This window comes from Bacteroides fragilis (assembly GCF_019583405.1).
GTDB lineage: Bacteria > Bacteroidota > Bacteroidia > Bacteroidales > Bacteroidaceae > Bacteroides > Bacteroides fragilis_B.
In genome coordinates, this window is the sequence record NZ_SZUU01000003.1 from 608,235 (window position 1) to 630,706 (window position 22,472).

Genomic DNA, 22,472 nt, shown 5'->3' on the forward strand with positions numbered 1-22,472 from the left:
TTCTTTTTTAAGAAAGAATCCGGCCGGCTATTACCGGAGAAGTGTAGTAGATTAACCAATGTCATACAACTCTTTATCCCAGCCCGCATACCCGGGCTGATGAGCCCACATGCCCGGGCTGATGAGCCCGCATACCCGGGCCGATGAGCCCGCATGCCGGGGCTGAGATAAGGATCCGACCATTTGCACTAAAGAAAGTAAGGGAAATGAAATGCTTTTAGAGAGATTAACGGATAAGAAATTGGATATATCCATTTGTTTCCCAAATAGTTACTACTAAAATGCTCCCTAAAACAGCGGGTGGAAGATGGAAGATGGGGGTGGAAGATAAATGGCATAAAAACCGCATCTTCCACCAATCTATACATCTTACAATCAACGATATGCATTCTAAAAGGTGGAAGATGGAAGATCGAAACGTATTTTTTGTATGAGAGGAAGGCGGGGGATAAAGAGCCGTGGCAGGCAGGAATAAAATCTATCTTTCTGTTTTCTGATATGGCAGGAATAATGTATTTTTGCAAAGATTCCATTTTTAAGCAAACTACATGAAACAGTATATAGTTGCTCTGATGCTTGCCTGCAGCATTCAGGGACATTCACAAGATGTGAAGCAGGCTGCTTTTGTTCCTCCATTTGACTTTACACTGACTCTGAGCGGTAATTTCGGAGAAATTCGTGCCAATCATTTTCATGGTGGTCTTGACTTTAAGACTCAGGGAGTTGTCGGTAAACCGGTGCGCGCGCTGGCCGACGGATACATCTCACGTATTCGTGTCACCAATGGTTCGGGACATGTACTCGATGTGGTATATAATAACGGTTATACAACTATTAACCGGCACTTGAGCGGATTTATGCCGGGCATTGCCCGAAGAGTGAAGAAGCTTCAATACGAAAAAGAAGATTGGGAAGTAGAGATTGTTCCCGAACCGGGGGAATATCCGGTAAAGGCGGGACAACAGATAGCCTGGAGCGGTAATACGGGTTATTCATTCGGACCGCACCTGCATCTGGACTTGCTGGAAACCGCTACCGGTGAATCTGTCGATCCGATGCCTTTTTTCAAATCAAAAATAAAAGATACCACTGCTCCCCGGGCTGAGGGCGTTATGTTGTTTCCACAGCCGGGAACCGGAATCGTGCAAGGCAGTTCGGAGCGGCAAACCTTCCAACCCAATGGGACGCGTCCCATCGAGGCATGGGGAGTGATCGGATCGGGTATCAAGGCTTATGATTACATGGACGGTGTTCACAACCGTTACGGTGTGCATACTGTTGTGCTCAAGGTAGATGGAACGGAAGTGTTTCGCAGTGTGGTCGATCGCTTTGCTCCGGATGAGAACCGGATGATAAACTCCTGGACCTACGGGCAATATATGAAATCATTTATTGATCCGGGCAATACGCTGCGTATGCTCCGGGCTTCGAATGATAACCGTGGATTGGTGACCATCAATGAAGAACGGGATTACAAGTTCGAATATGAATTGAAAGACGCTTTTGGCAACACTTCCCGTTATCACTTTACGGTGCGTGGAAAAAAACAGCCGATAAAGCCGTCTGAACATCGGGAGAAGTACTTCTTTGCCTGGGACAAAACGAACTTTTTGCAAGAACCCGGTTTGACCCTTACCGTCCCCCGGGGGATGTTATACGACAATGTGGCTCTCAATTATGAAGTACGTTCCGACAGCGGGGCAATTGCTTACACCTATCAGCTCAATGATGAGAAAGTGCCGTTGCACGGTGGCTGTGAGTTGCGTATCGGGCTTCGTCATCAGCCGGTTGCCGATACAACGAAATATTACGTGGCTCGTGTTACTCCCAAAGGTGGTATGTATAGTGCCGGAGGAACTTACGAGGGTGGATTTATGAAAACCCGTATCCGTGAATTGGGCACTTATACGGTAGGAGTAGATACAGTGCCTCCCGAAATTATTCCGGTGGGCAAGAATGTCTGGGGACGTAATGGGAAAATTGTTTATCGGCTGAAGGACAAAGAAACCGGCATCCGGTCTTATCGTGGCACGATTGATGGAAAATTCGCTCTGTTCGGACGTCCTAACCTGACAAAATCGTATTGGGAGTGTAAACTCGATCCTGAATATGTAAAGAAAGGTGGACTCCATACGGTAGAGATGACCGCTACGGACGATTGCGGGAACGAGACAACGGTTCGTGAAACCTTCGTCTGGTAGCTTTCAAAACCAAATAACCGGATATTATCCGGGTAAAACAGAATAAGATATTGTATTAATAATTTGTTATATGAAAAGAATCTTTCTCTTTGCCGCTCTCTTGACTGCGGCAGTGGCGGAAACCTTCGCCTGTACTAACTTAATTGTCGGTAAGAATGCTTCTACCGACGGTTCGACCATTGTTTCCTATTCGGCTGACTCGTACGGACTCTTTGGCGAGTTATATCATTATCCCGCAGCTACCTATCCCAAGGGTACGATGATGGATATCCATGAATGGGATACCGGAAAATATCTGGGACAGATTGAGCAGGCGCGTCAGACTTATAATGTGATCGGCAATATGAACGAGTTTCAGGTAACCATTGGTGAAACTACCTTTGGCGGCCGTCCTGAATTGGTAGATACACTGGGCATTATCGATTACGGAAGTTTGATTTACGTAGGACTGCAACGTTCGCGCACTGCCCGTGAAGCCATTAAGGTGATGACTGAGCTGGTTCAGGAATATGGATATTATAGCAGTGGTGAGTCATTTACCATTGCCGATCCTAATGAAATATGGATTATGGAAATGATAGGGAAAGGGCCCGGCATACGGGGAGCCGTCTGGGTAGCTGTTCGTGTGCCCGATGACTGCATCTCGGCACATGCCAACCAGTCTCGTATCCATCAGTTTGATATGAATGACAAGGCAAACTGTATGTACTCCAACGATGTCATTTCCTTTGCCCGTGAAAAAGGATATTTCAACGGAGTGAATAAAGATTTCAGTTTTGCCGATGCTTATGCGCCGCTTGATTTCGGTGCCCGCCGTTTTTGCGAGGCCCGTGTATGGAGCTATTTCAATATGTTTACCGATCAGGGTGAGGCTTATCTGCCTTATATCCAGGGAAATACCAACGAACCGATGCCTTTGTTCGTGAAACCGAAACGCAAACTTTCAGTTCAGGACGTAAAGAATGCCATGCGTGACCATTATGAAGGAACTGCTCTTGATATCAGCAATGACTTTGGTGCCGGACCTTATAAAACACCTTACCGCCTCTCTCCGCTGACTTTTAAAGTGGGCGATCAGGAATACTTCAACGAACGTCCTATTTCTACACAGCAGAGTGGGTTCGTTTTTGTGGCCCAGATGCGTGCCAATCTGCCTGATGCAGTAGGCGGTGTACTCTGGTTCGGTACGGATGATGCCAACATGACCGTTTTCACTCCCGTATATTGCTGTACTACCAAAGTTCCGGTATGCTATACCCGTGTGGATGGTGCCGATTATATCACTTTCTCATGGAATTCTGCTTTCTGGATTTTCAACTGGGTGGCTAATATGGTATATCCCCGTTACGATTTGATGATCGGTGATGTACGTTCCACACAGAATGAACTTGAAACCACCTTCAACGAGGCGCAGGAGGGGATTGAGTCTGCTGCCGTTAAACTGTACGAGAAAAATCCGGAAGCAGCTGTGGCGCTTCTGACCAATTATACCAACATGACGGCGCAAAGCACTTTCGACACCTGGAAACGTCTGGGAGAATTTATCATTGTGAAGTATAATGACGGTGTCATCCGCAAGATGAAGGACGGTAAGTTCGAGCGCAACGCTATCGGCCAACCCGCCGGTGTGGTACGTCCGGGCTATTCAAAAGAATTCCTTGAGGAATATGTGAAGCAAACCGGCGAACGTTATAAAGTGACTGAATAAACGCTTCCGGAGAGTTTTCTCGCTAAAAGATAGGAATTTCAAACTTATTCTTTTACATTTGTATTTTGAATAGAATAATTATTAATCTCTAAAAATAGATATAACCATGGGGAATGAAGAACTAATCAAACAGGTGACTGAGAAAGCCGAGAAGTGGCTGACCCCGGCGTATGATGCCGAAACTCAGGCTGAAGTGAAACGCATGTTGGAGAACGAAGATAAGACAGAATTGATTGAAGCCTTTTACAAAGACCTTGAATTTGGTACGGGCGGACTCCGTGGTATCATGGGAGTAGGTACCAACCGTATGAATATTTATACTGTTGGAGCCGCAACTCAGGGACTTTCTAACTATCTGAACGCAAACTTTAAGAATCTGAAACAGATTTCTGTTGTGGTAGGATACGATTGCCGTAACAATAGTTCTCTGTTCGCTAAGATTTCTGCGGATATTTTCTCTGCCAATGGCATTAAAGTATATCTGTTCGAGGAGATGCGTCCTACTCCGGAGATGTCTTTTGCCATCCGTCACCTTGGTTGTCAGAGCGGTATCATTCTGACTGCTTCACACAACCCGAAAGAATATAACGGCTATAAAGCTTACTGGGATGATGGTGCACAGGTATTGGCTCCGCACGATAAAGGTATTATTGACGAAGTGAACAAGATTGCCTCTGCTGCCGACATTAAGTTCCAGGGTAATCCGGATCTGATTCAGATTATCGGGGAAGATGTCGATAAAATATACCTGGATATGGTGAAAACCGTTTCTATCGATCCTGAAGCTATTGCTCGTCATAAAGATATGAAGATTGTCTACACTCCGATTCATGGTACGGGTATGATGCTGATTCCCCGTGCACTGAAGATGTGGGGATTTGAAAATGTATACACTGTTCCCGAGCAGATGATTAAGGATGGTAACTTTCCGACGGTTGTTTCGCCGAATCCGGAGAATGCGGAAGCCCTGACAATGGCTCTCAATCTGGCTAAAGAAATCGATGCCGACCTTGTAATGGCTTCCGATCCGGATGCTGACCGTGTAGGTATCGCTTGCAAGGACGATAAGGGTGAGTGGGTATTGATCAACGGTAACCAGACTTGCCTGATGTATCTGTATTATATCATCACTCAATACAATAAACTGGGTAAGATGACCGGTAATGAATTCTGTGTGAAGACCATTGTTACTACCGAACTGATCAAGAAGATTGCCGACAAAAATCAAATTGAGATGCTCGACTGTTATACCGGCTTTAAATGGATCGCCCGTGAAATTCGTTTACGTGAGGGTAAGAAGAAATACATCGGTGGTGGTGAAGAGAGCTACGGTTTTCTGGCTGAAGACTTTGTTCGTGACAAAGATGCTGTTTCTGCTTGCTGCCTGATTGCCGAAGTGGCTGCTTGGGCTAAAGACAATGGAAAGACTCTGTATCAGTTGCTGATGGACATTTACGTTGAATATGGATTCTCTAAAGAATTTACTGTAAACGTAGTGAAACCGGGTAAGAGCGGTGCCGAAGAGATTAAAGCCATGATGGAAAACTTCCGTGCTAATCCTCCGAAAGAGTTGGGTGGCTCGAAAGTGATTCTGTCAAAAGACTATAAAACTCTGAAGCAGACAGATGCAGAAGGTCATGTAAGTGACATCGATATGCCGGAACCATCGAATGTGCTGCAATATTTCACCGCAGATGGTGGTAAAGTGTCTGTTCGTCCGTCAGGAACGGAACCGAAGATCAAATTCTACATCGAAGTGAAAGGCCAGATGGGATGCCGCAACTGCTTTGCCACTGCCGATGCAGAAGCTACTGAAAAAGTGGAAGCTGTGAAGAAATCGTTGGGTATTTAAGGAACTTCTTTAAGCACTCTTTTAACAGATACTTTGGGTAATATAAATGTGTCCATAGTATTATAGTATTATCGAAATGCCCTGTTCTGAATTGGATGGGGCATTTGATTTTCTATCGAATGCAAGCCGACAGTTAAGCACTTGTGTTCTGGCGTATCGGGCTGTGTTGTGAATTGTTTTTTAATCACGCTTTTTTCATTGTGCTTTGTTTATTCGGCTGAAGTGTAGTTATTATATTTTTACGGTACTTTTGGTAGTAGTCCAAAAATTTTTAGCTTGGAGGTGCTGCCTGAGACACTTATAGAACTGCTGTGTATGTCAACCTTGCGACTATAAATGATGATATATCCATGGTATTACTTAGAATACAAACTCTTGCGTTTGTCCTTCATCTTACTACCAACCTAATCGAGATTTAAAAGGGCTATTGAGATATGGCTAATAGAAATATAGTTTTTTCTGTCAGTGAGTTTACTTTAGAGGGAAGTGGTGTGTAAATCTATTTTTTCAGGAGTATGCACTCTTTATCGTAAAAAGTGATTGATGTGTTAATAATATATAAGCAAAGTTTTTTGTAAATTATAAATAATAATTAGTAAATTTATTATTATAATATATGATATTATATATTAAAATGTTTTTAAATGTTCTTTGTTTTATAATTAATTTGTGACCTTCGCACATCAAAGATACACAACGAAATGAAGAAGTCTTGTGCGATGTTAATGAAAATATTTTAGAACCTTTTAATTCTATGTAATGCATATTAAGACCAATCCGAATGATAAAATGTCTTTTAATCAGCTATATAATGATTATCAGACACGGTTTGTGAATTTTGCTAATACCTATGTCAGAGATTGGGATGTAGCGGAAGATATAACGACAGAAGCGTTAATTTACTATTGGGAAAACAGAAATACTTTATCTGAAGTATCCAATATTCCTGCATATATACTTACCATCATAAAAAATAAAAGTCTTAATTATCTTCGTCATTTGCAGATACGGGAAGAACATTCTGAAAATATTAGAAAATATATTGAGTGGGAACTCAATGCACGTATCGTTTCTTTAGATGCTTGTGAACCCTATGAACTTTTAGTCAAAGAGATGCAAGAGTTGATTCAGCAAACTTTGGATAAATTGCCGGAACGTACACGCAAAATATTTATTTTAAGCCGTTATGAAAACAAATCTTATAAGGAGATTGCTGCTTTAATGAATATGACCACCAAAGGTGTAGACTTTCATATTTGTAAGGCTTTAAAGGCATTACAGATTAACCTAAAAGATTACTTTCCATTATTTCTTTATTTTTTGATGAAATTTCACTAGGATACCTTTTCCATGAAGTGCCTTATACATAAAGGGACATTAATACATTGTCATGGACAAAGATTTACTATATAATTTTTATAAAGGAAAGGTTTCCATAGAGGAAGGACAAAGGGTCAAGGCTTGGGTAGAAGCATCAGACGAAAACGAACGTACCTTTTATAGGGAGCGCAAAATTTTTGATGCCTTGATGCTTAATAATCCGCTTCCGGTAAAGAAAATCTCTTTTTTCAATTTTACACATAATAAAAGAATAGAGTGGCTGAAAATTGCCATTGCTGTAATATTGACACTTCTGCTTAGTTATTTCTATCAGGAGCATAAAGCCGATCTGGATTCAATGGCAATGAACACGATTTCTGTTCCTGAAGGACAAAGGACCAATGTCATATTACCCGATGGTAGTAATGTTTGGTTAAATGCATGTACAACGATACAATATCCGACTTCTTTTAACAGCCGGGAGCGTTTCGTTATACTAAAAGGAGAAGCTTATTTTGATGTGAAAAAGAATAAAAGCAAACCGTTTATAGTGCACACAGATGCCTATAGCATTGAAGTATTAGGTACAAAGTTTAATGTAGATGCATATCCGGGAACAGAAAAATTTGAAACTACATTGATGCATGGTAGTGTTAAGGTTACTTTGAAAGCAGATTCGTCGCAAACAGTAATATTAAAACCTGATCATAAATTGTCATTAGAAAAAGGACGGTTCGTAATGACTAAAGTGGAAGATTATAATCCTTATCGCTGGAAAGAAGGGCTTATCTGTTTCTCTGACGAATCCTTTCCTACTATTATGAAAGACTTTGAAAAGTATTACGGAGTGAAAATAGTGATAGAGAATAAAAATGTATTGCAGATTAATTTTACGGGGAAATTCAGACAAACCGACGGAATAGATTATGCACTTCGTATCTTACAGAAAAATATAGATTTCCAATATGAGAAAGATAATGAAAAACAAATTATCTATATAAAATAAAGTATTAATTCTTAAAAGCGAAATGCCTATGAAAAATGATCTAAGTTAACCTATTGAAAATGCCGATAAGTGTTCCCGCACCTACCGGCATAAGAAATCAACACAATTTTTTATTAAAAATGTATCAATTTAAAATCTATACAAAGGTATGAAAAATAACACTTTGTCGGGGTCATATTACCCTAAAAATCCCCAAATAAAACATTTTTTTAGAATTATGAGAATTACATTATTCCTATTGATGGCATGTGTTTTTTCTTTGTATGCCGGAAATTCCTATTCTCAAAATGCAAAAGTTAGTCTTGCCATGGATAATGTAGGACTAAATAAGGTCTTAGAGGCGATAGAGAGTCAGACTGATTATCTTTTTATTTATAATAGTCAGATAAATGTCAATAAGATAGTTACTATTAAGGCAAATAAGCAGGCCGTTTCAAAGGTATTAGATCAAATATTACAGAATACTGGCATTGAATATAAGTTGGAAGGCTCGCATATTATATTAGAGAAGAAAACAGAAGAAGTGCACAATAATTCATCTGTTGTTCAACAACAAACTAAAAAGATAGCCGGAACAGTGGTAGATAAGACAGGAGAGGCCATTATTGGAGCGAATGTCAAAATACAAGGTACAGATAAAGGAACTATTACTGACCTCGATGGTAATTTCACCTTGGAGGTTGCTCCAAAGGATGTGCTTATTATCAGTTATATAGGTTATTTGGATGCAAAAGTTCCCATAGCCGGACAAAAACATATCCATGTGGCGTTGTCTGAGGATAATAAAATGTTGGACGAGGTTGTTGTAATTGGTTATGGAACTACTTCTACACGCAAGATGGCATCTGCGGTTACAGCCGTGAAAGGTGAGAAATTGCAGGACCTGCCATTTAGTAGCGTAACAGCTTCACTGGCCGGACGCGCAACAGGTGTTATTGTACAATCATCAGGTGGTGAACCGGGATCTACCCCTTCTATCTCGATCCGCGGTGGTGGTGCACCTGTCTATGTCATAGATGGTGTTATTTCCGATGCATGGGATTTCAATACGCTGAATCCGAATGATATTGAAAGCCTTTCAATTCTTAAGGATGCGGCATCTCTGGCTGTTTACGGTTCACGGGCTGCCAATGGTATCGTAATGGTGAAAACCAAGCAGGGAGGTAAAGGAAAGACAGCGGTAACTTATACGTTTAACGCTGAATTTAGTCAACCTACTAAATTACTGAAGAAGACCCGTGGCTATGACTATGCTTACAATCAAATGCTTGCCGGTATCAATGATGGTTTGGACGAGGCGGACTTGCCTTTTAATCAAGAAGTGTTGGATATCATTAAAAATCAGTCAGATCCTTATACGTCTGGACATGCTGATACAGACTGGTTGGGAGAAGGATTGAAAACTTTTGCTCCTCAATACAAGCATACAGTATCATTAAGTGGGAGTGGCAATAAGGTGAATTATTATATTTCTCTGGGCATGCTCAATCAAGGTAGCATCTATACTTCGGATGCATTGAACTATGACCGCTATACAGTTCGCAGTAATGTTAACACAACTTTTGACAAGATTGGTCTGAAAGTCAGCCTGAATCTGAACGGGGCTTATGAAAAAAAGGAATATCCTTCTTTCTCAGCGGCAAATATATGGGGAGATCTTTATAACCAGTCTCCGTTGAATCCGGCTTATAATAAGGATGGTACTTATGCGGCGGTTACCAACCATCCGTTGGCGGAAATGGACAAGCGTTCGGGATATGACAGGAATTACGGTAAATTCATTAATACGCAACTGGCGGCAGACTGGACATTGCCTTGGTTAAAGGAGTTAACCTTGGGTGCTATGTTCAACTATCGTCTGAACGACTCACATGTGAAGAAATTCAGTACTAAGGCCCCTCAGTATTACGCAGATGGATCTGTATATCCAATAGGTAAACCGACATTGAATGAAGAAGGCTATTGGGGAGAATCCTATAATTTTGAAGTAAGTGCCGCCTATGTGAAAACCTTTGCCGAAAAGCATACGATTGATGCCAAATTCGTTTATAATATTGCTGAAAATACTGGATGGAATTTTAATGCATATCGTGGGGAATACTTATCTACGGTTGTGGATCAGCTATTTGCCGGTGCGGCAGATACGCAACAGAATGGCGGTAATTCAAATGAAGGAGGACGTATGGGATTGGTAGGCCGTTTGAAATATGACTTTATGAATCGGTATATAGTGGAAGGTAGTTTCCGTTACGATGGTTCGGATAACTTCGCACCAGGACACCGTTGGGGATTCTTTCCTTCTGGAGCGGTGGCGTGGGCCATCAGTGAAGAACCTTTCTTCAAAGAGTGGGATCAACATGTATTCGACTTGCTCAAGCTACGCGCTTCTTATGGACAGACTGGTGCGGAAAATGGAGTAAACCGTTTCGGTTATCTTTCTACCTATAGTCTGGAAGAGAAGAAAATAGTGATCGGGGGAAAATTACAATCAGGATTTAGTGAAGGGGCTTTGGTGTCTCCGGAACTGTTGAGTTGGTATCAGGTGAATTCTTTTAACCTGGGATTGGATATGGCTTTCTTCAACAGTCGCCTGAAAGGTACTTTTGATTATTTTTATTACGTAACCAAAGGTGGTTTGATGAGTCCGGGAGACCGTTATACAACTCCTTTGGGTAAACCTCTGCCACAAATAAAATCAAATAGCGAACAACGTCGTGAAGGTGTGGAATTGGCAATGCGTTGGTCAGATACGACTCCACGTAAATTCGCTTATGAGGTAGGATTCAACATGACTTACTTTAATAGCCTGTGGAAAGTCAAAGCGGATGAAGCATTATCTGACCTGATGAATCCTTACAAACGCCAGACACATCAGACCGATTACTATGGATTGGGATATATAGATACAGGGCTCTACCAAAACAAAGAGGATATTCTGAATTCCCCTCGAAGATTGGGATCTACCCAAACTAAGCTCGGAGATATTGGCTATACGGATGTGAACGGTGATGGTAAAATAGACGGCGAAGACCAAGTGCGTATCGGAAAGCCGACAATGCCTCACTTTACTTATGCCTTTGATTTTTCTTTGGGCTATGAAGGATTTACTTTGTCTGGTTTATTTTATGGAACAGGCGAACGCTACATGACCCTTGGTGATCGTTATCAGAAAGGTGAAGGGAAATACCTGTATTATGAAAACCAACTGAACTATTGGAGACCGGACAATACAGGTGCGGATTTTCCAAGACTTTCGATCAGTTCCGGTGTGAACGGAAATAACAATCAGGCAGGATCAACTTTCTGGATGCGAAATGCATCGTATCTTCGTTTGAAGGATTTGCGGTTGGGCTATGACTTCAAATATAAATACCTGAAGAGATGCGACTGGTTGCAGACGTGTCGTGTAAATCTGAGTGGTAGCAATCTATTTACCATTTCGGGCGTCGGCAAATTCTTCGATCCGGAAACATCGAGTACCAGTGGCGACGGATATCCTGTACAGCGAGTTTATTCAATTGGTGTAACAATAGGTTTTTAATAGGGAGGAATAAATATGAATAAGATAAAGAATTTATTTGTAATTATGCTATTTGCCTTGGTCGCCTTTTCCTGCAGTGATATATTGGACAAGGGACCACTTGACAAATATTCGGAGAATGACGTGTGGAAAAGTACAGACCTGACACAAGCATTCATTTATACTGCGTTGGCCAATGCTACAAATATGATGGTTTGGAAAGACAATTGGACGGATAATGAAGCTATTTTGGAAGATGGGCGGGATGTGAATGCGGAATTGATAGACCGTTATTATGATGCGGGATGGAATAAGTATGAAGATATCCGTCGTTGCAACATGGTGTTGGCACGTGTTCCGGAAGCTCCCTTTACGAATGCAGAAAAAGCTAATTTTATAGCACAGGCTAAGACGATACGTGCTATGATCTATTTTACACGTGCTCGCTTGTTCGGTAAACTGATGTTAGTGAAAGAACTTATTGATCCGGAAGCGGATATGAAGTTCCCTCGTACGGCTACAGTGAAAGAAACTTATGATTTCATACTGAATGACCTCAAGGAGGCTGCTCCTGATCTGCCTGTAGATGCTCCATCCGGTGCACTATCACGCGGTGTTGCCTACGCATTGTTGGGAGAAGCAGCTTTGCATGGAGCTGCATACATTGAAAATGGACAGGAAGAGTATTACAGGATAGCAGCAAAGGCCTGTGAAGATCTGTTTGCACTGGACAAATACTCACTGGATGGTGACTACGCTGGTATTTTCAATGATTACGATCATTCATTGGTTTCAAGCGAGATAATTCTGGCACAATGGAGAAGTGCTGAAAATACGAATTTTTCAGATACTTGGATGCAGAGACTGGTTCCTAATATTGATCCCTCTAAATTGATTGCCGATGTGCAGGCAAAATATCCTTTGGTAGAGGAGATGGCTGGTTGGCCGCAAAGATTTCCTTCTGTTGATTTAGTGAATGATTATCTTGTAGTTGATGAGGATGGAAAAGCCAAAGAATGGGACCAGACTTCTTACTATCAGAAATTCTTGGCTGACGGAGGAACGGTTGAAGATGCTATTTACAGGAATCGCGATAAACGATTCAAGGCTTCTATCGTTTACGACGGATGTTCTTATTTCGCTAATAGGGTGTGGCTTCGTGAGGGAGGTAATCTTTATTATACTTCCAAAACGACTGAATTCTGGGGGATGCCGGTATCAGGATATGTTTATCGGAAATGTGTTTATGAAGCCAAGCGTTTGCTGAACTCGGAAAAAACGAATTATCATTATACTTTGTTGCGTTTGGGACGTTCTTATCTGAATTATGCGGAAATCAAGTTGCGCCAAGGTGATAAGGAAACGGCTATTGACTATATCAATAAGACGAGGGTGGCCCATGGCGGTTTGCCGGAATTGCAAAAATCCTTATCGCTGCAAGAAACGTGGAAAGAGTATAAACGTGAACGCCGTGTAGAACTGGTCAGTGAAGGCGACCGATATTGGAGTGTACTTCGTTGGGGTAAGGCTGACGGTCTGGAGGTTGTTCCGGAACTGACCGTTGAACAAAGGTTCATGAAAATAGCTCCTGATGGAAGATCTTTTGAGATAATTCCACTACCCATTTACCAAAGTGATAATGAGCGTACTTTCACCAAGAAACATTATTTATTCCCTGTACCGCAAGGAGAACGTGATCTGAATCCAAATCTGGACCAGAACGAGGGATGGTAGAAAAATGCTGACGTCTAATTATTAAAGTATTACGAATATGAAGAAACTTATGAATACTATTTTGTTAATATTTCTAATAGGTACGGTTTCATCGTGCCTGAAATCAGGATTGGATGATTTGGAGGCCTATAATGAAGCTGAAATTACTAATTTGAACTTTGAATATCGTTGGTGGGATGAGGCTAAGAATCAGATGGCTGTTAAAACACTCAACATTGAAAAACAAATTTCGAAAGACGATAATCTGATTACCTGCAAGCTAACGGTTCCAACGGCCAGTGGCAGCTTTACAGATGCTGTCAGGCAAAATGTATCATTAAGTAATCTTATTGCCTATATGGATCTTTCTACTGCTGCCAGGATTGCGCCCTTGAACGGAGCCCCTGAATTGGGTACTCCTGGCGATTTCTCAGCTAAGGAGTTTAAATATCAGGTGACTGCTGCCGATGGTACGAAAAAAGAATGGACAATAAAGATTACGGATTTTAGGTATTAATTAAAAGCCTCGTTTTTTATTCTGTTACAACAAAACTTAGAATGAGGCTTTTATTAATGCAATAAGTTTAAATTTTTATATCAACTCATTGAGTCCCCTTGAAAAAGTACACTTTAGCACTTTTACCCCCTCTCAGAAGTATCTGTATGGCGTTAATTTCTGATAAAAAAGACTTTTTCAAGTGGACTCACTCATTTAATTATGAAAAAAAATAATTTCACTCTCATTGCCGGAATATTTTTGGCGATACTATGTACTGCTTGTAAAAGCAATGCGATTTATGATTTGTCTGCCTATGGTATAGTTCCCAATACAGGTGAGAATTCATCTGCTCGGATAGCAGAAGCACTACAGAAGATTGCTTCGGAGGCTGATGCCGATACGGTCGTTGTTACTCTCCCCAAAGGTAGATACGATTTCTATCCGGAAATGTCCTCTGTACGTGAGTATTATATTTCCAATCATGACCAAACCAATCCCAAGTATGTGGGCCTTCCGTTTGAGGGAATGAAAAACTGGGTGTTTGATGGGCAGGGCGCTGAACTGATTTTTCACGGGAGAATGCTTCCGGTATCGCTTATTGATTCTGAGAACTGCACCCTCAAGAATTTTAGTATTGATTTTGAGAATCCTCATATTACCCAAATAAAAATACTTGAGAATGATGCTGAGAAGGGATTAATTACTTATGAAGTGGCACCTTGGGTGGAATATGAGATTAAAGACGAATGTCTTGTGGTAAAAGGAGAAGGATGGCAGTTGGTTCCCGAAACTGGAATTGCTTTCGAGGAGAAGACAAGACGTCTTGTCTATAATACAGGGGATCTTCAGGTAGGTACTAAAAAAATTAAGGAGATTGCTCCGCGGAAGATTCTTGCGCCTTGGAAGGATAACCGTCTGATTCCCGGAACTGTCATTGCTTTGCGTCCATGGACACGCCCGGCACCAGGTGTTTTCATTTATCATGCAAAGAATACAACGGTTGAAAATGTACAAGTTCACTACGCTGAAGGCATGGGACTACTCGCCCAGTTAAGTGAAAACATTACATTGGATCGTTTCTCTGTTTGCCTGCGCGGTGATGATGATCCAAGGTATTTTACGACCCAAGCTGATGCCACGCACTTCTCCGGCTGTAAAGGAATGATACGTTCTGTCGGTGGTCTCTATGAAGGTATGATGGATGATGCTATCAATGTTCACGGCACTTATCTGAAAGTGCAGAAACGGATGGATGACTACACTCTTATGGGGGAATATATGCATCCGCAGAGTTATGGCTTTGAATGGGGACATTCGGGCGATACCGTGCAGTTCATTCATTCCAAAACGATGGAAATGCTGGACGGTGTGAACGTTATTGATTCTATCTGTGCATCAGGCAAGCTCAACGAACATGGAGTCAAACAGTTTGTCATTACGTTCCGCTACCCTGTTGATTCTGTTGTAGGAAATGGCTCTGGTACTTACGGAATAGAAAATCTGGAATGGACTCCGGAAGTTTGTTTTGCGAACAACACTATCCGGAACAACCGTGCGCGTGGCGCTTTGTTCAGCACTCCTAAGAAAGTGATAGTAGAGCATAATGTTTTCGATCACACTTCTGGCACAGCTATTCTTTTGTGTGGAGACTGTAACGGATGGTTTGAAACCGGAGCTTGTAAAGATGTGCTGATACGCAAAAACAAATTTATCAACTCCTTGACCAGTATGTATCAGTTCACGAATGCAGTCATTTCTATTTACCCTGAAATTCCCGATCTCACCCATCAGAAGAAATATTTTCATAGTGGTATTGTGATAGAGAATAATGAGTTTGATATTTACGATTCGCCTGTAGTATATGCCAAATCGGTTGACAATCTCGTTTTCAGGAACAATGTTGTGCGTCGCAATTCCGATTATCCTCCGTTCCACTGGAATACCCATTTGTTTTATTTTCAAAGGGTAAAGAAAGCATTGATAGAAAAAAATGACATCGAAGGCGGTTACGATAGGGAAAAGGATGTGCTGAGTGAAGAATAAGGCGAAATCTGCCTTGATTATAATAAATAAATTATCATAAAATGAGATGAAAATAAAACTAAATACTATCGCTCTATCCGTTTTTGCGATTATTGCTTTGGATGCTGGAGCCCAAATGATTATCCCTGCTCCGAAAGAGATTCGTACATTAAAAGAAAATAGAGTGAAAATAGAGGCTATCGATGCGAGAGTCTCTTCTGGTATGAATCTTCCTTCCGAAGGATATACACTTAAGATTAAAGGGGAAAAAGCCATCATAAGAGCAAAAGATGAACGAGGTCTTGTATGGGCCAAATCAACGCTTTCTCAACTCAAGGACAAGGATGGAATGATTCCTATAGTCTCTATTACTGATTATCCGTCTTTCCCTATGAGGGCATTTATGTATGATACCGGAAGAAATTTTATTCCTGTGGAAATGATTAAGAATTGGCTGAATCTTATGTCATTCTACAAAATCAATGCTTTTCATTGGCATTTGACTGACTATCCTGCATGGCGAATAGAATGTAAGGTATATCCACAGCTTAACGATCCGCATTATCAGAGGAAAGGACGTGACGAAGGCAAATTTTATACCTACGATGAAATTCGGGATGTCATTTCCTATGCGAAAGAACGAGGAATTATGATAATACCTGAAATCGATATGCCCGGACATAGCCAGTATTTCATAGATACATTTGGTTTTGGAATGGCTTCTGTAGAAGGAATGAAGGTTTTAGAAAAATGCCTGATAGAGCTTTTTACGGAAATCAATGCCGATGACTGCCCTTATATTCATATAGGCTCAGACGAAGTGTCAGTGGACAATCCTAAGGAATTTATGGCTTTCTGCGAAAATATGGCAAGAGAACACGGACGTATTCCTATGGCTTGGAGTCCGGGACTTCCTACGGCACCTGAAACAATACGCCAGATATGGTTCACTTCCGTGGGAGAAGAAATTGCCACAAACGGATACAAGTTTCCGTATCTTGATTCCTATATGGGATATATGAACCACATACATCCGGTACTCAACACGATGAAATTTTATTTTCATCAACCTTGTAGTCTTGAGAAAACAAACGGGTATGCGCTCGGAGGAAATTTAGCTTTGTTCCCTGATGTAAGAATTGGAGATAAAAATCTAATTTCTACGTATAACGGCCTTGCAAATGGACTTGCTGCATATTCCGAGTCGTTCTGGTGTGGAGGCAAAAGGCTTCCTCTTGCCGAAGAGAATCTTGTACCTGCTCCTGGTACAGAATGGTATGAAAAATTATCAGACTTTGAGCGGAGACTTACTTTTCATAGGGATAATTTTCTATATGATTGGGATATGCGCTGGGTGGCCAATGCTTCAATTCCATGGCAGGTTACTCTTCCTCAAGCAAGAGGTACAGCTTCGGATGATATGAAATGGACAAAAGCATGGGGCGGAGTCATAGATATGCAGGCTATATGCAAAAAAAACGGAGTTGAGTTGCTTCCGACAATGGATGCATGGATGACTACCGAGATATATGCCGAGAGGGATACTGTAATTACTGCATGGGTAGGATTCGATGCTCCAGATAGGGCTGACCGTATGTCAGACGGTATAGGCTACCAAGGGTATTGGGAAGCCCAAGGACGGGTGTTTGCAGGAAATCAAGAGATTTTTCCGGCCAAATCTTGGAACGAGCCAGGAAAACATCGCTATCATGATCATACATGGCATAACCGCGGACCTGAGGAAACCCCATATACAGACGAACAACTTTGCTGGATAAGGGAGCCGGCTCGTATTCCGCTAAAAAATGGTTGGAACCAGATAAAAGTATACTGTCCGAGGGTTTTCCCAAATAAAAACAACTGGATGATTACTTTTATTCCGGTTACAGTGGATGGCAAGGGACATATATCGGAGAGCAAGGGAATCAAATTCAGATGAAGTTGTGTGCTTTAGGCTGAACACCCGTATTTTAGTTGGTTGACAAGCTGGGGGGATAGTGCTAATGGAGTTCTCAGACAGTCTCCCCCATGAGGTTCTCTTGTTTCTTTTAGAATGCGGCCTGGATCAGTATCCTGTTGCTTGCCGGCTATTGTAGGTGAATAATCAGACCACACAATGTGGTTCACTAAAATTATTATTTAACAAAACAAATGCTAATAACATTTATATTATGAAACATTTATTATGCTGTTTATTGGCTTTATGCTGTACTGTCAGTCTTTATGGACAAGCGTTAGGCCAATCCGTAAAATGGGATTTAAAAAGCCTGTTCTTTGATGGAAAACGCATCGTTCCCGTCATGGGCGAAATACATTATTCACGCATTCCTGTTGAAGAATGGAAACAAGAGTTACAAAAGATGAAAGCCGGTGGAGTTACCATTATTGCTAATTATGTATTTTGGAACCACGTTGAGGAAGAAGAAGGTATCTTCAACTGGAGTGGGCAACGTTCCTTGCGCTATTTCCTTGAATTGTGCAAGGAGGAAGACTTTCCGGTAGTTTTGCGTATCGGTCCTTTCTGCCATGGTGAGGCACGATGTGGAGGGATTCCCGACTGGATGGTAAACAAAGGGATCGAGTTGCGTTCTGAAGACCCACGTTTCCTACATTACGTCGAAGCCCTATATCGACAAATATTCACCCAAGTTCAAGGACTCTTATGGAAAGACGGAGGCCCCATAGTGGCTTGCCAATTCGATAATGAATTCGGAGGAGAAGGTTCCTACTTGATGACTTTGAAGCATATCGCTCAAAAGATTGGATTCGACCTTCCTTTCTACACCCGTACAGGATGGCCGGAATTGAAAAGTCCCATCCCCTATGGGGAAATGTTACCTCTCTATGGTGATTATGCGGATGGTTTCTGGGATCGCAGTATCGAAGCTTCCGTCGGTGATCATTGGACGGCCTTTAATTTCAAAGCAAACCGTTCCTCTTCGGCAATAGCCAGCGAACAATTGAAAGAGGGCAACGGACGTATCACAGAAGGAGATGAACTTTATCCTTATTTTACTTGTGAACTGGGTGGAGGTATGGTGACCAGTTACCACCGGAGGGTATACGTGTATCCCAAAGATGCCTACTCGTTAGGTGTCGTGAAATTAGGTTCGGGTTCCAATTTGTTGGGATATTATATGTACCATGGTGGTACCAATCCGGAAGGCAAAACGTACCTTAACGAGATGCAACGCACGCCCTACACCAATTGGAATGACCTACCGGTGAAAACTTACGATTTTCAGGCTCCCTTGGGAGAATTCGGACAAAAGAATCCGCACTATTATACTTTGCGCAAGCTCCATTTGTTCGCACATGATTATGGTGAGACCTTGGCTCCGATGGAAGCGGTATTTCCGCAAGCTGACAAGCCCTTTGTCAAAGGTGTAGATAGTTACTTGCGCTGGAGTTATCGACAGAAGGATAATAGTGCTTTTGTGTTTATTAACAATTATGAACGTTTACAGAATCTTTCCGCCAAAAAAGGTGTGCGCTTCGATGTATGCGGAGTCAAGTTCCCTCGCAAGGCTATGACTATTCCTGCTGGTACGGCTTGTATCTTTCCGGTCAATATAGATGGAATGCGCTATGCTACTGCCCAAATCATCGCCAAGCGTAACGGAAATATCTACTTAGAGCAAGTGGAAGGTATCCCTACCGAGATAGCGATTGATGGAAAGGTATTGCGTAATATAAAGCCACTTGGTGTGGAAACTCCTGTGTATAAGAACATCTATTTGCTCACCCCGTTCGATGCCGAACTTCTCTTCCTTGAGGACAAGGATTTGCCCAAGATACCCTCTATGTCTCCCGTACAATACCACAAAGTGAAAGAAGCTGGCTCACTCCGCAAAATAACTATTGGTGTGGCTGGTGTAGCCGAGGAGCCCGTTGATGCTGATTTCGATCAGGCTGCGGTTTACACCATAGACGTACCTGCTCAGGGAGGTTTGCTCCGCATTAAATATCAAGGCGATTGTGCTCGCCTCTATGCCGATGGTAAACTGGTAGGCGACAATTTTTATAATGGACGTGAGTTTCTGTACGGTCTATGGCGTCTGCCTAAGGGGGTGAAGCAATTGGAATTACGCATTTTGCCTATGCAACCCAATGAACCTGTTTACTTCCCCCGTGAAGCGGACACTACGCCTGGTGAAAAGGTAATTTCATGCGAAGTGTGTAAATAAGGAATTTAGGTAAAAAGAATCAGTGGATAACCTTGGCAGTCTTTTATAGATGGAATTTCAGTACTTTTATATGAGAAGTCCCACTTATTAAAGTATTATAGTTTCGTCTATAGAAGTGCTGATGGTTGAGGCTTTATCGGTTTGCCGGCTGAATTAATTTGGACTTGAAAAGAAATTCTTTTATGAGTGTTAGAAACTGTTTTGAATTGGCAATTATGTCGCAAGTTTAATTCTTGCTTTCCATTGCTTTCGATTTATTTCCTAAACCGGGTTAAATGTCCAACACGAAATTTACCTTTCCCGGATTCATCATGATAAAGAACGATTTGAACCGAATGGTCCAGGTTTATTTGATTTTGAATTAGCTTCAATCTTAATGTGATATTATCTATAAGATAAACTATCGTTTTTAAAGCCGATCATTGCGTGGAACGCACTCTTTAAGTAATAGGCAGACTGATGGGATATCTGTTTGAACTTGCCAAATTGGTAACCTCACCTCTTTTAACATTTTATCTTCTTCGTCTTCTTTTGCTTTCTTTAGGGAGTAAGGGGCAATCATTCTTAGGGATATATTGTTCTTACAGCAACATCTAAACTTAAAAACGTATGAAAGATCTTGTGTCCGGCATCCGGTATGATGCCTCTAATGTGATTAGTCAGGCTATAGGGCCAAGTAAAGAATTTTGCATGGGATATTTAAATCCCGGCGTTGTGGGTGGTGAAGGATATATTTCGACTATGAAATTGTCAGTCGGTACAGTCAACGTGAAAGACCTCGATGCAATAACCGAAAGGATTGTAGCAAAAGATCGTTGTGAGAAGAACGACGCGTATCTCGGGCAAGTCAATCTGATGAAAGCTTCTTCTTTTTGCGGACAGAATGGAGCTATTTGGGGATTTGATCTGGCGATGCACGATGACATTGCCAAAAGAAAAGAAATGCCTATCTATATGCAGGCGCAACCCGATGGAGTAGACATCCCTGTTTATAATATCCGTCCGTTGCTGGAGGCAACCGAACGTCTGTTCGGCCGTGCCAAGGAGCGCCGTTTCCCTGTGCTTCCGGGAGCTTACGTACCGGGAGGAAGCAGAAAAGTTGTGGCGTGCGGTCCCGTATGGGTATGGTCTGTAATCGGCCTGGCCATTCTGAAAGACCGTAGTAAAGGAGCTTGCCTGTTTGTAAAAGATGCAGGCACCTATGGAGACGATTCGACAACAGAAGGTGAAGCCATCGGTTTTTTGGAAGGCATACTCCGCAAGGCAACCAATAGTATTGCTCTTTGCGGTGAAGATCAGGATGTGATCTACGACCGTATTTACATCGGTTATAAATATACATTTGTAGAGCCCGGTCAGGTAGGTTGTGCCCTGTCGTGCACTCCCGCCATTTATATGGCGCAGAACGCTATTCCTGCTGATATGAAACCGGCCGATCTTTGCCAGATGACTATCAGTGACTGGGAAGAGAAGCTGGGGTTGGAAGAGTTGACGATCTTCGAATAGGAGTTTTGTAATCAAATACAAGCTACGGACAGGTACACAGGTTTATGATCCTGAGGACGGGTTTCTTTTCTATTCGTCCCTGGTTGTTCGTTTGTGGTAGGTGTACCTTCCGTAGCTTGTTCTGTTTTTACTGTTGTGCGATCCACCAGTCGATCATCTTACGTGCCAGGCTAAGTTTGCGGGGAAGTTCCGGCAAGTGATCCCTGGTATAGAAGTTCCCGGAGCTGAGCTCGTCATCTTGCAGGCGGATGTCACCACCGGCGTAGTCGGCGATAAATCCCACCATCAGTCCGCTCGGATAGGGCCAGGGCTGACTGCCGAAATAACGGATGTTTTTCACATCGAGCCCGGTTTCTTCTTTTACTTCCCTTACCACACACTCTTCCAATGTCTCGCCTGTTTCGAGGAATCCGGCTACCAGGCTATTGAAAGTACCTTTAAAGTTGCGGGCATGTACCAGTAACAGGGAGTCTTCTTTGCGCACCAATACCAGGATGGCTGTTGAGATGACCGGATAGATTTCTCTGCCACAATTCGGGCATTTCTTCATAATGGGTTCTTTCTGTACCAGCGGAGTTCCACAAGTGGGGCAGTAACGGTTGCTGCGGTCCCAGTAGAGAATTTCGTGAACCTTGCCTGCGGCCTGATAGTGTTCCTGCGACAAGTAATCATAAGAAGTGCGCAATCCTATCTGCACGTATTCCGGAGTTTCGGCTATCGGAGAGTCGGTGTAGAAAGCTTTGCATACCATACCCGTTGCCGTGGAGATGGTGTGTACGGTTGTTCCTTTCGGAATGGTGACAGGGGCATTCTCGCCCGTGGGGATGGAAAAAGCATTGTCGTTCTTTTCCAACAGTAACTGATCTTGGTAAAAGATAAACCACCAGTAGTTGGTTTCTGTATTTATCATTTGGGCATTATTCTTTTTAATCGGTGCA

13 protein-coding genes are annotated in these 22,472 nt (G+C 42.2%); 12 read left to right on the plus strand and 1 reads right to left on the minus strand.

All coding sequences use genetic code 11. From position 1 onward, the window contains the following. Positions 1-548 precede the first annotated feature (548 nt). From FDF36_RS09865 to FDF36_RS09920, 12 genes are all read left to right on the plus strand, one after another. Positions 549-2,201, plus strand: coding sequence for a M23 family metallopeptidase (locus FDF36_RS09865; protein WP_220391212.1), 1,653 nt, complete (start codon positions 549-551; stop codon positions 2,199-2,201). A gap of 70 nt (positions 2,202-2,271) precedes the next feature. Further along, positions 2,272-3,909 (plus strand): C69 family dipeptidase, encoded by a 1,638-nt coding sequence (locus FDF36_RS09870; RefSeq protein WP_220391213.1) that lies wholly within the window; start codon positions 2,272-2,274, stop codon positions 3,907-3,909. 106 nt (positions 3,910-4,015) lie between these two features. Then, positions 4,016-5,761 carry a phospho-sugar mutase gene (locus FDF36_RS09875; RefSeq protein WP_220391214.1) on the plus strand — a complete coding sequence of 582 codons (1,746 nt, stop codon included), beginning with the start codon at positions 4,016-4,018 and terminating at the stop codon, positions 5,759-5,761. Positions 5,762-6,520: 759 nt separating this feature from the next. Further along, positions 6,521-7,099 carry an RNA polymerase sigma-70 factor gene (locus FDF36_RS09880; RefSeq protein WP_005776245.1) on the plus strand — a complete coding sequence of 193 codons (579 nt, stop codon included), beginning with the start codon at positions 6,521-6,523 and terminating at the stop codon, positions 7,097-7,099. Between the two features lie 52 nt (positions 7,100-7,151). Continuing rightward, complete coding sequence (locus tag FDF36_RS09885) at positions 7,152-8,087, plus strand: FecR family protein (protein ID WP_005776247.1); 936 nt, start codon at positions 7,152-7,154, stop codon at positions 8,085-8,087. Between the two features lie 148 nt (positions 8,088-8,235). Beyond that, a complete protein-coding gene (locus FDF36_RS09890; protein ID WP_220391215.1) occupies positions 8,236-11,628 on the plus strand; it encodes a TonB-dependent receptor in 3,393 nt (1,130 codons plus the stop codon). A gap of 15 nt (positions 11,629-11,643) precedes the next feature. Continuing rightward, a complete protein-coding gene (locus tag FDF36_RS09895; protein WP_220391216.1) occupies positions 11,644-13,341 on the plus strand; it encodes a RagB/SusD family nutrient uptake outer membrane protein in 1,698 nt (565 codons plus the stop codon). Positions 13,342-13,378: 37 nt separating this feature from the next. After that, positions 13,379-13,837 (plus strand): DUF5018-related domain-containing protein, encoded by a 459-nt coding sequence (locus FDF36_RS09900; RefSeq protein ID WP_220391217.1) that lies wholly within the window; start codon positions 13,379-13,381, stop codon positions 13,835-13,837. 201 nt (positions 13,838-14,038) lie between these two features. Next, on the plus strand, positions 14,039-15,862 hold the full coding sequence (locus tag FDF36_RS09905) for a right-handed parallel beta-helix repeat-containing protein (RefSeq protein WP_220391218.1): 1,824 nt from the start codon (positions 14,039-14,041) through the stop codon (positions 15,860-15,862). Positions 15,863-15,908: 46 nt separating this feature from the next. Beyond that, entirely contained in the window at positions 15,909-17,780 is a 1,872-nt protein-coding gene (locus tag FDF36_RS09910) for a family 20 glycosylhydrolase (RefSeq protein ID WP_220391219.1), read from the plus strand. 232 nt (positions 17,781-18,012) lie between these two features. Next, on the plus strand, positions 18,013-20,028 hold the full coding sequence (locus FDF36_RS09915; RefSeq protein ID WP_220391220.1) for a beta-galactosidase: 2,016 nt from the start codon (positions 18,013-18,015) through the stop codon (positions 20,026-20,028). A 609-nt stretch (positions 20,029-20,637) separates the two neighbouring features. Further along, positions 20,638-21,534 carry a histidine decarboxylase, pyruvoyl type gene (locus tag FDF36_RS09920; RefSeq protein ID WP_101602925.1) on the plus strand — a complete coding sequence of 299 codons (897 nt, stop codon included), beginning with the start codon at positions 20,638-20,640 and terminating at the stop codon, positions 21,532-21,534. A 127-nt stretch (positions 21,535-21,661) separates the two neighbouring features. Here FDF36_RS09920 and nudC read toward each other — a convergent pair whose 3' ends face one another. Continuing rightward, positions 21,662-22,444, minus strand: a complete 783-nt coding sequence (gene nudC / locus FDF36_RS09925; protein WP_220391221.1) for an NAD(+) diphosphatase — start codon at positions 22,442-22,444, stop codon at positions 21,662-21,664. Between the last annotated feature and the right edge of the window lie 28 nt (positions 22,445-22,472).